At 53.4% G+C, this 15981-nt stretch carries 14 protein-coding genes; 2 read left to right on the top strand and 12 right to left on the bottom strand.

Features of this window, described 5'->3' with window-relative positions; translation table 11 throughout:
* Positions 1 to 135 precede the first annotated feature (135 nt).
* Positions 136 to 1272: a SpbR family protein gene (gene spbR, locus K355_RS0114985; RefSeq protein ID WP_022732973.1), complete on the bottom strand. Its 1137-nt coding sequence runs from the start codon at positions 1270 to 1272 to the stop codon at positions 136 to 138.
* A gap of 462 nt (positions 1273 to 1734) precedes the next feature.
* Between spbR and K355_RS0114980 the strand changes: the two genes are divergently transcribed.
* On the top strand, positions 1735 to 2133 hold the full coding sequence (locus K355_RS0114980) for a c-type cytochrome (RefSeq protein ID WP_022732972.1): 399 nt from the start codon (positions 1735 to 1737) through the stop codon (positions 2131 to 2133).
* Positions 2134 to 2223: 90 nt separating this feature from the next.
* Here K355_RS0114980 and K355_RS0114975 read toward each other — a convergent pair whose 3' ends face one another.
* The 9 genes from K355_RS0114975 to K355_RS0114930 all read right to left on the bottom strand — a co-directional run bounded on the left by K355_RS0114975 (position 2224) and on the right by K355_RS0114930 (position 12372).
* Positions 2224 to 2964, bottom strand: coding sequence for a DUF6969 family protein (locus K355_RS0114975; RefSeq protein WP_022732971.1), 741 nt, complete (start codon positions 2962 to 2964; stop codon positions 2224 to 2226).
* A gap of 256 nt (positions 2965 to 3220) precedes the next feature.
* Positions 3221 to 4093 (bottom strand): formylglycine-generating enzyme family protein, encoded by an 873-nt coding sequence (locus K355_RS0114970; RefSeq protein ID WP_022732970.1) that lies wholly within the window; start codon positions 4091 to 4093, stop codon positions 3221 to 3223.
* Positions 4094 to 4319: 226 nt separating this feature from the next.
* On the bottom strand, positions 4320 to 4799 hold the full coding sequence (locus K355_RS25575) for a hypothetical protein (protein WP_022732968.1): 480 nt from the start codon (positions 4797 to 4799) through the stop codon (positions 4320 to 4322).
* 43 nt (positions 4800 to 4842) lie between these two features.
* Positions 4843 to 5271 carry a universal stress protein gene (locus tag K355_RS0114955; protein ID WP_022732967.1) on the bottom strand — a complete coding sequence of 143 codons (429 nt, stop codon included), beginning with the start codon at positions 5269 to 5271 and terminating at the stop codon, positions 4843 to 4845.
* Between the two features lie 14 nt (positions 5272 to 5285).
* Positions 5286 to 7889, bottom strand: coding sequence for a TRAP transporter permease (locus K355_RS0114950; RefSeq protein ID WP_022732966.1), 2604 nt, complete (start codon positions 7887 to 7889; stop codon positions 5286 to 5288).
* 194 nt (positions 7890 to 8083) lie between these two features.
* Positions 8084 to 9061, bottom strand: coding sequence for a TAXI family TRAP transporter solute-binding subunit (locus tag K355_RS0114945; RefSeq protein ID WP_022732965.1), 978 nt, complete (start codon positions 9059 to 9061; stop codon positions 8084 to 8086).
* A gap of 205 nt (positions 9062 to 9266) precedes the next feature.
* Positions 9267 to 10097, bottom strand: coding sequence for a beta-keto acid cleavage family enzyme (locus K355_RS0114940; RefSeq protein WP_022732964.1), 831 nt, complete (start codon positions 10095 to 10097; stop codon positions 9267 to 9269).
* A complete protein-coding gene (locus tag K355_RS0114935; protein ID WP_022732963.1) occupies positions 10097 to 11473 on the bottom strand; it encodes an aspartate aminotransferase family protein in 1377 nt (458 codons plus the stop codon). The genes K355_RS0114940 and K355_RS0114935 overlap by 1 nt, the downstream gene beginning before the upstream one ends.
* Before the next feature lie 2 nt (positions 11474 to 11475).
* Complete coding sequence (locus K355_RS0114930; RefSeq protein WP_022732962.1) at positions 11476 to 12372, bottom strand: MurR/RpiR family transcriptional regulator; 897 nt, start codon at positions 12370 to 12372, stop codon at positions 11476 to 11478.
* A 275-nt stretch (positions 12373 to 12647) separates the two neighbouring features.
* Between K355_RS0114930 and K355_RS0114925 the strand changes: the two genes are divergently transcribed.
* Entirely contained in the window at positions 12648 to 13742 is a 1095-nt protein-coding gene (locus tag K355_RS0114925) for a response regulator (RefSeq protein WP_022732961.1), read from the top strand.
* Here the strand turns inward: K355_RS0114925 and asnB are convergent.
* Together asnB and K355_RS24120 are read right to left on the bottom strand one after the other, a co-directional pair.
* A complete protein-coding gene (asnB, locus tag K355_RS0114920; protein WP_022732960.1) occupies positions 13710 to 15644 on the bottom strand; it encodes an asparagine synthase (glutamine-hydrolyzing) in 1935 nt (644 codons plus the stop codon). The genes K355_RS0114925 and asnB overlap by 33 nt on opposite strands.
* Positions 15645 to 15674: 30 nt before the next feature.
* Positions 15675 to 15941, bottom strand: a complete 267-nt coding sequence (locus tag K355_RS24120; RefSeq protein WP_022732959.1) for a ribbon-helix-helix domain-containing protein — start codon at positions 15939 to 15941, stop codon at positions 15675 to 15677.
* Positions 15942 to 15981 lie beyond the last annotated feature (40 nt).

The raw sequence follows: 15981 nt of genomic DNA, 5'->3' as shown, positions 1-15981 counted from the left end.
GGCGCCTTTTTCATGTTGCGAACGCCCCGTCAATTGACGACCTAAACTCCAGTCACAAAAAAACCGCCCGAAAGCATGTTGCTTAACCTGGCGGTTTCCTGAGATTGATGGCAACGGTGACCGATTGCGCGGTTGTTACTGATGCATCGCCCGTTCACTGGGCAATTGCAACATCCGGCCCATCAGGTAATCGACGTCATCGGAATCAAATTCGACACCCAGATCACCGTATTGGGTCAAAACCCGTTCGATCATACGCCGTGAATAACGTTCCTTATCCTGCTCCCCACCATCAAAGGTGGTCTCGCGGGCAACTTCCATCGCGGCACGGACACCGGGAAAGAAATGTTCTGGCAGGTCGGCCTTATTATAGATTGCCTCAAGCCCGAAAGGCCCGCTGTCATGGATCAAAATGCGGGTATTGATCAACGATACACCGGCACGCCGTGCCAAGGCCGCCTCAAAGAACGATACATCGCCCATGCAAAGCGCACGCAGGATCAAACCGCTTGTGAGACGGTTGTTGGCATAGAGATGCTCGACCAGAAGTTCGACATCGCGGTCTTCCGCCCCCTCGCCCAGAAGGCCAATGGTGGCACTTTCCTGCGATTGGGTCATCACGGCGTTGACGATGCCCTCGGGGATGTGACCACGTGAAATAAGTTCTGCGCGCATCCGATCAGACACCAGCGTCACCAAACGTTCGGCAATCGTGATCGGCAAATGATTGCGTTCAATCATTGGTTTTTGGATGCGTTCGTTTTCACCGAACTCTTCGACAACTTTCTGCAACGACACTTCACTGATCTCGGCACCGGCGTTCGAAACCAGATCAACCATCACATCTTCATGGCCAATATCGACAAGGGTCGCTGAAACGATTTCCGACACATGGGCGCGCGACGCAATGGCACGCTGCTTTTCCACGCTGTCGGTATTATCGCCAATGATATCGACAAGGTCTTCATCATTGAGAACTTCGGAAAACTTCAGGATCGGCAGGGCAACTTCATCAACGTCGCGCGCCAGTGTTGCCACCACATCATGGGGCACAAGCGGGGTTTGCTGAAGGTTCTTGGCCAAAGCTTTGCGAACACGGACTTCCGCATCGCGGATCATCAAACGAAAGATATCTTCGGCCAAAATGCGTTCGCTGTCAGACAGAGTTTCTGTTGAAAACTCGCGACTGATCTTATCAGCAGTATCCGCACGGTTTGACCCGGACGGGTCTTGAACCAGCTTACTCAGATCTTCTTTGGTGATACGCGGCAATAGATATCTCCTGGCACGCTTACCGGATGGCTGCCAACTAACCTTTTTACACTATACTTGTGGCAGAGTTTCGACAAACATAATTTCCCGAAATTTAGCACAAATACCTGATATTCAATACCCTAGCTCTTTCATCATGTCATCCTCACAGTCAAAATGGCCTTATATCGGGACCATGAACTGCACATGCGATAGATCATTTCAGGCCATGAACCGACGCGCAATCCATCATCAGCATCCCTACGTATTAACTGTCGAAAATTGACTAAACTCAAATCCTGTACGGTTTAGATATGCTAGATGTCGTTATGATTTCTAGAATCTCAACAGCACGGCCTTATTTTTTAAGCACAATATGCCGCCCTGTTGACCTTCTGGTTACCCAAACGGGTGCTAGGTCCTGACCCTAGTCTATCGATACGTAATCCCGGTCAACGGGAATGAACAAAGAGAGGCCCGATAATGTCACTTTCCCGCAAAATTGCATTCGCCGCCACGTCCCTTGTCATCCTTGCCGCTGTCCCGGCCGTTGCCGGTGATGCCGAAAATGGCGAGAAACTTTTTAAACGCTGCGCTGCCTGCCACAGTGTCGATGCTGGCGTAAACAAGGTCGGCCCAAGCCTGGCTGGCGCTGTCGGTCGTGACTGCGGTACCGTCGATGGATACAAATACGGCAAGGGATACCAAGCCGCGTGTGAAAAAGGTTTTGTCTCCGACGAGGCCTTCCTGACCGATTACCTCAAAGATCCGTCCGCAAAACTCAGTGAAATTGCCGGGTCCAAACAACGTTCGAAAATGGCCTTCAAACTTAAGAAGGATGAAGACGTTGCGGACATGATTGAGTTTCTTAAAACGAAATAATTCAACACCCTGACCCCCAAAAATAAAAGGCCGATGCATCTGCGCATCGGCCTTTTGTCATGTCACGGCACTCAATCGTTTCCGGTCTTGTCAGGCTGCCTCACGGCGCCGACCCAGTTCGGCACCGATTGCGCACATTTGCTCGGCAACGGCGATATCTTCTGTCGAGGTTACTTCAAGATCGCGATCCTCATAGACATCACGGTCCGGATATTGTTGCTGCCAGGATGTGATCTTGGCGTCGCGCTGGCGGATTAAATCTTCGATCTGTGGACGATATAGAACCATCATCCCGGAAATCCAGCGATTAACCGGCCAAGACGGCTGTGCATGGTCGATGATGAAATTATCAAGCATCGACGTCACGTCGGCACCATCATACCAGACCTCGCCGGTGACCCAGCGATTGGTGGTAAACAGTCTCTGGCAAAACCCGAACTCATCCATGGAAAATGCCACCAGATGCGAAAGCGCATCATTTGGCCCTTCGGGATACTCAAACCCGTCTATCTGTTTTGGTTTGCAGCCATCGGGCATGCCACGCGGGCGCATGAAACTATGGAAATGACCATGTTCATCCCATTCACGCCGTTCTTCCTTTGGGTGGGCGTGATAATAAAATTGCGCATGTGATTGACGGTCATAAACATCCCCTTCGGGGTAATGCGTCCATTCATAAAATGTCCCGCCCGTCTTGATCAGCTCGCCAACGATGTTATCGCTGGTGGCGGTCAAAACCCGATGACATTCCATGACATCACGCCCCGCAGCCAACATTCTTTTCAGTCGGCCCGTTGGAATGGATGTCCAGTCGATTGCTATTTGACTCATATCAGCACCAGTGTCTTTGCGATCCGCTTTCTATATCCGCAAAGGCAGAAATATCCGCATTCTGGTCATTCCGACCAATTAATCTCGATCAAGAGTTAGTGATTTCAACGTGCTTTGCAACAAGGATCAACCAATGGAATTCAGTTTTATACTGATTATTCCATTATAAAATATGCACATGAACCCTGTGGTCCATATTATGTGGCCGTGTTTTTGGTGCGGGATTTAGGGTCTGAAGGCAATTCAATGGCTAAAATCAGTCGCGATACATCACGCGAAAGCCGATCAGAATATGTCTGAGATGTTCAGGCCGCGCATGACGGGCGGCCGGGCGACAGACACCACAACCACGGTCATCCCACGACCCGCCTTTGACAAAGCGATACCCCGCCTGCCCGGACGTTGATGTCCATTCAAACACCTGTCCGACACCATCCAAAAGACCAAACGGCCCGGCATCATATTGCCCGACCGGCGTTGTATCAAAGGGGCCACGATCGCCACTGTTTAAAAGGGTCGGGTCATAGATATTGCCCCACGGATAAAAGGTTCCCTCTTCCCCGCGAACAGCCTTTTCCCAATAAAGTTCGCTGGGCAATGACCAGCTTTTCCCGGTCTTTTCACTTAGCCATTCAACATAGGCCTGTGCATCCTGCCAGGACACCAGCACCACAGGATGATTGCCGCGTCCTTTGGGCGGGCGCCCCTTTTTCCACAGGAAAGGCGCGATCGTATCGTAATTGTAAATCAACCCCTGTCTGTCCCATTCATCCTTGCTGATGTCAGGGGCAGCATGACCTGTTGCCTTGATAAACGCGGCGTAATCATCGTTGGTCACCGGGGTCTTGGAAATATGGTAGGGCAGAAGATGAACGCGCCATTTGTCGGCTTCGATATCATACCATCTATTGCGGCGGCTAATGTCGTGGCCATAGACCTGCTCGTCAATATCATAGGCATATGAGCGTTCGATCCCATCAGACCCCTGCCAAAACCAGCCCGCCGGGATTTCGACCATGGATGGTTCCGTGACAGAACCCGATTGCGCAAAAGCACCATCTGAAAACGCCAAAAGGCATACCGCTACGAAAAACTTTTGAACAATTGCAGCTTTAACACTGTTTTTCATCGGTAATTCCCGTTTTGCCCGGATCCCATTCTCACGGATTATTCAACCCGCCAAGCGGCACCACCCAACTTAGCCCATTATCATCAACATGATGAAATTTGACCGGCTTTTCAATAAGTTTGGCCAGTTTATTCCCCGTCTGGCTTTCGATTTTACCCAAGATAAGGGGATTGGCATATAAGCACCGAACCCCCGCCCCACACGGGGCTGTCACAGAACAGTGAAACTATGTGACGCCGCCTCCCAGATGATTTGCGCCATAGTCGGCGTGGCTTGAGGACGTTAGCTCAATCACGCTCCTTCCGACATTTAATGACAGCATCTTCAGAGAGGCAATAATGACCAAGAAAACAAATCGTTTCGCCCAAACCGCCCTTATCCCGGCACTTGCCGTTGGCGCCAGCCTCGCCATGGCCGCACCGATGGCGATGGCCGCACCGCTGCCCACCCCGACCGCAGAAGTCGCAACCTGCACGGCAAATCCTTGTGCAGCCAACCCATGTGCTGCGAACCCATGCGCGGCAAACCCGTGTGCCGCCAATCCGTGTGCGGCGAAAAAGGTCGTTAATCCCTGCAGCCCGTGCAGCCCATGCGCCGCCAACCCCTGTGCGGCCGCGAACCCATGTGCGGCAAATCCGTGCGCTGCGAAATAATCACGCACACCCAAATATTTTCCTGATGACAAAAAGGGGCGATGCATATGCATCGCCCCTTTCCTATATCGTTTTTATGCCTTGTTCAGGATGCAGCTATTCGCGAACAACCATCACAGAACAGTCCGCATGACGAACAACACGCGCAGCATTCGGCCCCAGAAGGTAATCCTTGAGTTCCGGACGATGCGCCCCAATCACGATCAGATCGCATTTGGTTTTTTTCGCCATTTTCAGGATCACTTCGTAAACCGTTCCCTGCCCGATGATGTGCTGCACCTTGATATCGTTCGGAATATGCTCCGACACGAACTCATGCAGACGCTCATTATAGGCATCAAGAACCTTGGTCTCGTAGCCCTTCGGAAAGAATTGCCCGACCATCGACATGCCGACCGTGGGCACCACTGTCAAAACGTGAAGACGTGCGCCAAAACTTTGCGCCTGCTTGATCGCAACCGGAACCGCCTTTTTCCACGACGAGTCATGATCAAGATCCACTGTAACCAGAATATCCTTATACATGAACCTGGCCCTCCTTAAGCCGCTTCAAGCGCCAATTCGGCGCGACGACGACGGCGTTGCAGAACGATGATCCCACCCAGCAACAAGAACGCCGGGATATAGAACACCTCTTTGGGCATACGGCTGGCTTCCACCTTGATCGCGGTGATTTCAAAATCGAAATCAAGCCCCGCTTTCTCGGCCGGGCCACCAAACACCAGGTCGTCGATAAAGATCTTCCCGTTTTCGTCACGGACCGAAAGACCTGCGTTATACAGCCGATCTTCACCTGATGCTTCCGGCCCCAAAGGCAACATCACAGACTTGGCGACGTCGTCACCTTCCAGACTGATGCCCTCAACATCCAGAAGGATGCTGGTATTGGCCGGCATTTCCGCCGCTTTTTGTACAATTTCTGTCGCGGGAAGGTTTTCATAAGGCGGCTCGATCATATCAAGCCAGAACCCCGGACGGAACAAACTGAACGCAATCAGCAGAAGTGCTGCACTTTCCCACAGTTTCGATCGGGCAAAGAAATACCCTTGCGTCGCGGCGGCAAAGATCAACATGGCAATCGTTGATATGATAATCACCACCACCACATCAATCGGGTGATCCAGACCGATCATCAAAAGCTGCGTATTGAACAGGAACAAGAACGGCAAAACCGCGGTGCGCATCGAATAGAAAAATGCGACAAAACCGGTCTTCATCGGATCGGCACCTGATATCGCGGCCGCGGCAAAGGACGCCAGCCCCACCGGCGGAGTAACATCAGCCATGATTCCGAAATAGAATACGAACAGATGGACCGCAATCAGCGGCACGATCAATCCGTTTGCCGCCCCAAGTTCGACAATCACCGGCGCCATCAGGCTCGATACCACGATATAGTTCGCCGTGGTCGGCAACCCCATACCAAGAATCAGACTGATGATCGCGGTAAAGATTAGGATCAGCATCAAGTTGCCGCCCGAAATCAGTTCGACGAACTCAACCATCACCTGACCGATCCCGGTCAGCGATACCGTGCCCACAATGATCCCGGCGGCGGCAGTTGCAACACCGATGCCGATCATATTGCGCGCACCGGTCGCCAAACCATCTACCACGTCAATCAAACCAGCACGCAGCTCGTTCATATAATCAGGTTGCTTACGGAAGAACGCCTTGACCGGACGCTGGGTCAACATGATGAAGATCATCAGAACCGTAGCCCAAAAGGCCGAAAGTCCCGGTGATTTCAACTCAATCATCAGGAACCAGACCAAAACCACAACCGGCAGCAGATAATGCAAACCAGCCTTTGCGGTTTCGCCTAGTTCCGGCAGCTTGACCACCGGCTGATTGGGGTCATCAAGCTCAAGGTCAGGGTATCTCGCTGCATAATACAGGCCAGCAAAATACACCACCGCACATTCGATAGCGACAATCCAGCCAACCCCCTCACCAAACACCTGTTTCTGTAAGGTGATGGCGTAATAAATCACCCCAGACAGAACAACCAGCGACAAGACGAACAGTAACGAGCGCATCATCGTCTGACTAAGTGTCGAGGTATGCAGCTTTGGCAGGCCTTTCATATTGGCCTTGAGCGCCTCAAGATGGACGATGTAAATCAGCGCGATATAGGAAATCGTTGCCGGCAGGAAGGCATGCTTGATGACTTCCGGATAGGGAATACCGACATACTCGACCATCAGGAAGGCCGCAGCCCCCATGACCGGCGGCATGATCTGTCCATTGACCGACGATGCGACTTCAACCGCACCGGCCTTCTCACCCGAGAAACCAACACGCTTCATCAGCGGGATTGTAAAGGTCCCGGTGGTGACCACGTTGGCAATCGAGGACCCTGAAATCAAACCGGTCATGGCCGATGACAGAACGGCTGCTTTTGCCGGACCACCGCGCATATGACCAAGGGCTGCAAACGCGACCTTGATGAAATAGTTGCCAGCCCCGGCTTTATCAAGCAATGAGCCAAACAGCACAAACAGGAACACGAAGCTTGTTGAAACGCCAAGTGCAATGCCAAACACGCCTTCGGTGGTAATCCACTGATGCGACATCGCCTTAGAGAAACTCGCCCCCGCCCATTGCAGGACGTCAGGTACCCAAGCTGCATTGCCAAAGAACACATAAGCCAGGAACAGTATTGCCACACACATCAAAGGTGGGCCAAGTGCGCGGCGGGTGGCTTCAAGCAACAGCACCAAACCAACACCGGCAACCGCCAGATCCTGCGTAATCGGCAGGCCCGGACGGTCGGACAAATCCCGATAGAAGATATAAATGTACGCAGCACATAAAGCACCGACAGATGCCAGAACCCAGTCAAAAATGGGGACATAGCTGCGCGGTGAATTCTTAAACGCCGGATAGGCCATAAATGCGAGGAAAATGGCAAACGCCAAATGGATCGACCGTGCTTCGGTCGAATTCAGCACACCAAAATTGAACATGAATGGCAGCGGCGAAGCATACCACAACTGGAACAAGGACCATGCGACGGCAAGCCACAGCAAAATCTGTGCGGTCAAGCCACCTGGCTGGCGGGCACCTGTATCGCTTTCTGCAATCAGGTCCTGCAACCCCTGATCAACGGATACATTGTCCCCATTTTTGTTTTCGGTCATCACAAACTCCCGGTCATTACGAAAGCAATCTGCACTGGTAACCCAGAAACAAAAAACCTCCGTCGACACACACACCGGTCGCCCACGGAGTACTCAAACACCAAAGTTACGGTGTAATCGTTATTCAATTTTTTAGTACCCGATAGGCGCAAGAAGAAAACGGAGGGCAAGTTTGCCCTCCGTTCGCAGCGAAATTACATCAAGCCTGCTTCTTTGTAGTACTTCGCAGCACCGTCATGCAGCGGAGCCGACAGGCCGTCCTTGATCATTTCTTCTTTTTTCAGGACGGAGAATGCCGGGTGCAGCTTTTTGAAATCATCGAAGTTTTCAAAGACTGCTTTGACAACATGATAAACGACGTCAGCATCGGTTTTGGTCGAGGACACAAAGGTCGCGCCAACGCCAAAGGTCTGAACATCATCAGGATTGCCGCGATACATACCACCCGGAATGGTGGCGACACGGTAATACGGGTTATCCGCAACCAGTTTGTCGATGGCCGGACCAGCAACTTCTACCAGAACCGAATCACAGGCTGTCGTTGCTTCCTGGATCGACCCGGACGGGTGACCAACGGTGTAGATCATGGCATCGATCTTGTTGTCACACAGAGCCTGGGACTGTTCGGCTGGCTTCAGTTCGGACGCCAAGGAAAAGTCATCAAGAGACCAGCCTTTGGCTTCAAGAACAACGTCCATAGTGCCGCGCTGGCCTGAACCCGGGTTACCGATGTTCACGCGTTTGCCTTTGAGATCGTCAAAGGTTTTGATGCCGGAATCTGCGCGCGCAACAACCGTGAACGGCTCCGGATGAACGGAGAACACTGCACGAAGGTCTTCGAACGGACCAAGATCTTCGAATTTCGAAGTGCCGTTATAGGCATGGAACTGCCAATCGGACTGGGCAACACCCATGTCGAGTTCGCCAGAACGGATGGTGTTGATGTTGTAAACCGAACCACCCGTGGACTCGACCGAGCAACGAATGCCGTGCTCTTTACGATCTTTGTTTACCAGACGGCAGATTGCACCACCGGTCGGGTAGTAAACGCCCGTTACGCCACCGGTACCGATGGTGATGAAACGGTTTTCCTGTGCCGACGCCGGACCGGCGAAGAGCGAGGCACCTGCAATCGCAGCAACTGCACCCGCTACAGCAATAAGTTTTTTCATTAGGAATAGCTCCCTTGTACACCCTATTATTACGAATTCAACCGCTCCGCGTGGAACAGAAGAATCACATAGAAACATCAGATAAATCAGATGTTTCGACGGCGGGATTATAGGTATCGGAACACCGAATTAAAAGCCTATAAAGCCCGAAACCTCCTGATAGAATTTAAGTTTTCTGCACTTTTGCCGCTGAGACTGGCCACAGCTACCATACGGGGTGCATGATCTGCTTGGCCTGTTCGCCCGTCGCGATTTTTCGCGCCATATGGCGGGCACCCTCGCGCGCCTGAGCAATCAACTCAGCATTATGGTCCGCAGGCGATCCGTCAACCAAAAGATGATTATTTTCAAATCCAATGCGCGCATGCCCGCCCAATCCGGCGCCGGTCAGGATACAGGCATTCTCAAACGCCCCAAACGCACACACCATCCACGTAGAGATATAAGAACTCGTTCCGATAAATGGCAATAAATCAGCCGGATCAGAGACCTGCCCCACGCTATAGCGCCCTAAAACAAACAAAACCGGGAACTTTTCCCCCGGCAAAATCCCTTCTTCCACCAGTTGGTTAAACCGCCTGACGTCATCAGAGGCATAAAGAATGAACTGCGGGGAAATTTTGGCTTCGCGCATGAAGGCAAAGAATGATTTTATCGCACTCACGTCAAAGCCATCCGGTGCGATTTCACGAATGGCAATCGACACCGCCTCGGGCACAAGCCCGCGGACCATCGCCATCTGATCATCGGCACTATACATCCCGACCGCCTCGGTTGTGACCTGCAAAACCATATCATCACCGACTGCAGCGCGGACTTCGGTCAGCATTTCGCGATACCGCCCGATATCAAGACTGTGTTTCTGTTCCTCATCACGGACATGCAGATGCATCATCGCCGCACCGGCCTGCTTGCACGCAAGGGCCGTTTGGGCGACTTCAGCCGGAGTAATCGGGATATTGGGTACATCGGTCTTGGTTTTTCGCGCGCCATTCGGGGCTGCGGCAATCACAAACGGTGTCTGGCCATATGCCATTATGCCAGTCCTTCTGCGACAAAAACGTCATCAAGGGCGGCGGCAAAAAGATCAACAATCTTGGCAACATCATCCTCAGTCACAATAAACGCCGGGGCAAACAACACATGATCGCCGCGCACTCCGTCAATCGTCCCGCCCATCGGATAGGCCATAAGCCCACGTGCAAAGGCCGCCTTCTTGATCTTGGCATTGATATTCATATTGGGGTCAAACGGGTCTTTGATTTCGCGGTTGGCCACCAGTTCCACCCCGCGAAACAGGCCCCGTCCGCGAATATCCCCAACAAACGGGTGCTGCCCCAGTTTAGCCCGAAGGCCATCGGCAAGATTTTCGCCCTGTTTGACAACATTACTCAAAAGATCACGCTCCCGAATGGCGCGCTGGGTTGCCAAGGCGGCTGCACAGGCCGTCGCATGCCCCTGATAGGTATGCCCATGCTGGAAAAAGCCCGATCCGTTGGCGATGGCATCATTGATTTTCTTTGAAACCAGAACCGCACCAATCGGCTGATAGCCCGCCCCCAACCCCTTGGCGATGGTTTGAATATCGCCTGAAATGCCTTCCTGCTCAATCGCGTGCAAGGTGCCGGTTCGGCCCATGCCACACATGACTTCATCCAAAATCAGCAACACGCCATACTGATCGCAAATCTCGCGCACGCGCTTGAAATACCCCGGCACTGGCGCCACCGCACCCGATGTCGCGCCGACAACCGGCTCGGCCACAAAGGCAGCAACATTTTGTGCGCCCAGTTCAAGGATTGCGGTTTCCAATTCATTGGCAACGCGAAGACCGTATTCAGCTTCGGTTTCACCGTCGCGCTGATCACGATATTGGTACACTGGCGCGATATGGGTTGCCGTGATCAACAGTGGCTCAAACTGTTGGCGGCGCCACATATTGCCGCCGACCGACAGCGCCCCCAGCGTATTGCCATGATAGGACTGCCTGCGCGCAATAACGTATTTCCGGTCCGGCTGCCCGATTTCAAGATAATATTGCCGCGCCATTTTAAGCGCGGCCTCGGTTGCCTCCGACCCGCCTGACACAAAATAAACCTTATCCATCCCATCGGGTGCATGGGCAATCAGGTCATCGGCCAGTTCTTCCATCGCATCGGATGAAAAGAACCCGGAATGGGCATAGGCAATCTGATCAATCTGGGCATGCATCGCCGCACGGACATCCGCATCAGAATGTCCAAGGCACGACACCGCCGCTCCACCGCAGGCGTCCAGATAACTTTTGCCATTCTCGTCAAAGATATAGATCCCCTCGCCCCGGATCGCACGCGGCGGGGTCGCGACACTGCTGCGATGAAGCACGTGGGTTTTGGCATTGGGGGCAGATGAGGTGTTTGATGCATGCGTCATGATCAGGAATTCCGTGTGGGGCTGGGATCTTCGACATAGGTATCAAAGGCTGCAAGTTGTTCTTCGGCCGAGGCAATCCGCTCCAGGGCCTTTTGCCCACCGCGCGCGACAAGCAGGGCAACAATCGCCTGTACAAGCGACACCGCAGCGGTAAAGCTTTGGAAAAAGGACTGAGACTTATCCGAAACGATCAGTTTGATCATCGCATCAAGCGCGATCGGCGCGACGTCGGAATCACAAATGGCAATCACCGGGCAATGCTGACTGCACGCATACTCGACGGCGCGCACCGTATCGCGAATATACGGACGTGCACCGATGGCAATCATCACATCGCGGCGGTTGATCCCGCGCAACTGATCGCCAAATGCACCTGACCGGCCATCGACCAAAACCACATTGTCGCGAAACAACCGATAGGCATAGGCAAACTGATAGGCCGCCGGATAGGCCGCACCGCGCCCGACGACAAAAACCTGCCGCGCATTTTCAATCGCGACACAGGCGTCGATGGTACGCCCCCGCAATTCCGCCCCAAACGCCTTGTCGATATTATCGATTTCGGTGCGTGCGATGCTTTCCAGCAAATGCTGATCGCGATCCACATCCTGCGAGACATTCTGGGTTTCACGCGCCCGGTTGGCATAACTTGCCGGAAGATCAAGCAAACGGTTCTGATAATGATCGCGAAACTGTTGCCAGGTATCGACACCAATGGCCGTCATCAGGCGCGTGACCGTGCTGGGCGGAACATCGGCGGCCCGCGCAAGGGACCGCATTGAACGCAGAGCAACATCATTGGGATGATCAAGGATATGGCGCGCCGCCTTCTGCATCTGCGGACTTAACTTTGCATAGTCAGATATCAGTTTTTCGCGCAAATCCGCATGAAGCCCCATCGGTCAGACACCTTTGTTCACATGATCGGGCAATTACGCCACAAGCCATGCCAGATCTCAACAATTGTTTCATTTAATGCATATTTTGAAACAGTTGTTTTGCTTCTCTGTTTTATGGCGACAGGTGGCTTCGCCGCTGCATCTGTTAAAAAATATGGACTTATTAGAAAAAAATGTAACAATGTTCGAAATCAAAAATGAAACCTATGCGTTTCAGACAATAAGACTAATTACCTTTTGGTAAGGGACTGGGCACCGAATCGACAAGGTGGCCAATGAATAACCAGATCATCGAAGCACTGGCACAAACACAAGCCGGCATCGCATTGTTCGATGCCGACGAACGTATTGTGTATGCCAATCCTGCTTGGGAACAGCTCATTACCGGCGTTGCCGAAGAAGACCTTCTGTTTAACGAAACAGAACTGCCTGAAGGCGGGATGATTTCGGTCTGTTTCGTTAAACCACAGGCCGCCCCGCCCCCGACGATGCGCCTGAACGATTCCGCCAACGACAGCAACATCGGTACTGTCATCATTGCCGATGACAGCGAAAGCAACCGCATGGTCGCACGGCGTATTCTGCAATCCGAAGGATACACCATCGTCGAAGCCAGCAACGGGCAAACTGTGCTCAACATGCTGCGCCGTGGCGTTGCGGCGGATTTAATCCTGATGGATGTTGAAATGCCCGACATGGACGGGCTGCACACCACGCGGCGTATTCGCCATATGCAGGGTCCGGTTTCCCACACACCGATCATCGCCCTGTCGGCCCATCAATCGCGGGACTGGAATGTCATTGCCCGCCAATCAGGTGTTGATGAATTTATCAACAAACCGATCCAGCGCGGCCCGCTGCTTGAAACCATTCGTGACCTGATTACGCGTGCGCCCCTCGACAAACTCAAACAAAACAACCTGCCCTCCCCGCCGCCGGTCCTGCGCAGCAAAAGTGCGCGGCTGGGCAAACGGATGCGCCCGGAAACACCAACAAGCCCGGTGCTTGATATCCGCGTCCTTGAACAGCTTTACAACGATGCCGGGGATGAAGGGGCGCGCTGCGGGATTGATATTTTCATCAATGAAACCGAATCCCGTCTGGTCAAAATCGACAAGGCCCTGTCAGAAGACGATTTGTCGACGGTGCGCAGCGAAGTTCACGTCCTCAAAAGCACGTCAGGCACCTTTGGTCTGCGTCAATTGTCCGAACTCTGCGCAACCACCCAAACGATTTTCGATGAAGACGAGATTGATGAAGGGCACGTCACGGCCCTGTCACGTCAAGTGGTTCAACTTGCTCCGACCGCACTGACGGCCTTGAACCTGTATCGCCGGTCACGAAGCTGGGGCGATGACGCGCGCGCTTGATCGTGGGAATGATTGCTGTGCCAAAACCCGCTGGCGCTTAACCGATCCATCGTTTAACCACATCTGCCAGACCATCAACGCCCACAGGGTCAACGCAACATCAGGCGCGCGTCCTGATATGGCTCGTTGCCAATAAACAGCGCGCCGGTCTTTAGGCACATCAAACCCGTCAAAAAGGGCGGTACAAATCGTTTCGGCATCACCCCAGACATAACGACAGACCTTTGCCAGCCAATCCGCTGTTGGCGGGTTAAATCCAATCTTTGGGCGATTGACATGCTCCTTGGGTAAATAGGGTGCGACAACCGCGCGCCAGATATCCTTACCCCCACGCCGCAGGTGCTGTTTGGCCTCAATCTCCGCCGCCACACGCACCACATCATGCGCAAGCAACGGCAACCGGTACTCAACACCAAACGCCATCCCCATCCGGTCCGACATCATCAATTGATTGCCTGGAAGCGTCACATCGCGATCAAACGCCATCATCACATCGGCCAAACCGCCAGCACCATCAACATCCTGCGTATCCTTAACCAGCCCGGCCTTAAGTTCCGGCACCGCACATCTGTTGTTCCAAGCCTCAAACGCACAGCGGGCATCGCCTTGCCCACCCTCAAGGAATCGCGCCATATTGCGCGGCCCATTGCGCCCGACCATGCGGGCAAGCATCCGACGAGCCGATGCGGGTACAGAACGCCAGTATTGATCAAACAACCGTGCGCCCTGATACCGTGGGTAGCCGCCAAACAGCTCATCTCCGCCATCGCCCGACAAACAGACTTTTGCATGGCCACCAACCACACGTGATAGGCTGCGCATCAAAACCACTGATGGATTGGCAAACGGCCCGCCAATGCTGTGCAGGGCCTTTTGCAGTTCCTCAAAAATCTCATGCGGTTTTTCCGGCGCGGACACGACATGAATCTCTTGCCCCAGATGACGCGCAAGCCTTTGTGCTGCGCGCGTTTCATCCACCGCCGGGTCGTTAAAACCCATCACGAAACCAGTTGGTGACACCTGCCCGCGTTCCCGCGCAATCGAACAGGCCATCGCAGCAACACCGGCACTGTCGAGCCCTCCGGATACCAACGTTCCAACCGAACAATCGGCATCCATCGCATCTGCCACCGATTGGCGTACCGCCTTATGCACGGCTGCCACCAGATTGCCGTGCTGGCTTTCCAATGCACCGTCTGCACCACGCCCGCGTTTTGCCGGGTGGATAATTTGATCGTGTGTGACCTGCCCATGCTGCCACCGTGAAACCCGACCGGGCGGCAGCGAACCTACATCGACACTCCCGACCGCAGGCGATGGCACAAACAAATGTGCAAAATAATGCGCGCGCACCGTCTCATCGCGGTGCAATGGCTCAAAGGCAGAAAGTGCGGATGGTTCAGACGCAAAAGCAAGATGCCCATCGGGGCGGTTCATCACATAAAGCGGCTTGATGCCAAGAGGATCACGCGCCAGATATAAAACCGCCTGATCCCGATCCCATAAGGCCAGCGCAAATTGCCCGGAAAGTTGCGCCAGTGCCCCCGTGACGTCACCATTACCGTCCCCCATAATTGCATCGATCAAAAGATGCAGGACAAGCTCTGCGTCACTGTGACTGCGCACCGAAACGCCGGTTTTCTTTAACGCGTCAAGTGCTCGACGATGCCCGGCAATATAACCATTAAAGACCAGAGCAAACCGCCCATCGACCGAGGTGACGGGTTGCGCACCATCGGGTGAAATATCCGTCGTCGCAAGGCGCGCACATCCGATTGCACACCGATGATCGGGATCATGCCAGACGTCCTGACCGTCAGGACCGCGATGGGAAAGATGGTTCAAAGCATCGGATAAAAAAGCCTGGTCGTTTTTTGCCGTCGCCCCCGCAATACCGCACATCGCCCCATTCCCGATCTATGGCACCCGCGATTATTCGCCGTCCCCGTCCAACGCAGGATCTGAACCGCGATCAGATGCCTCTGCCAACCGCGCCTGAAGATCACGCAGGATATAAAGCCGCAAGGCACTCGACAGGTTGCCGTCACGCGTGCTGTCAATCTCGACCACCAATTCCGCCAATGTCACAGCACGGCGCTCAGCAAGCCCCAACAGCTCCTGCCAAAACGCTTCTTCAAGCGAAAAACTGGTGCGGTGCCCGGCAATTGTCACTGATCTTTTACGAACGGTATCATCCATGACATTTATAACTTTGCACGTACTTCGAAAACGGACATGG

Origin of the sequence: Thalassospira lucentensis MCCC 1A00383 = DSM 14000, assembly GCF_000421265.1 — a bacterium.
Classification (GTDB): Bacteria; Pseudomonadota; Alphaproteobacteria; order Rhodospirillales; family Thalassospiraceae; genus Thalassospira; species Thalassospira lucentensis.
Note: the sequence above shows the minus strand (reverse complement) of the source record. Positions and strands in the feature narration are given on the sequence as shown.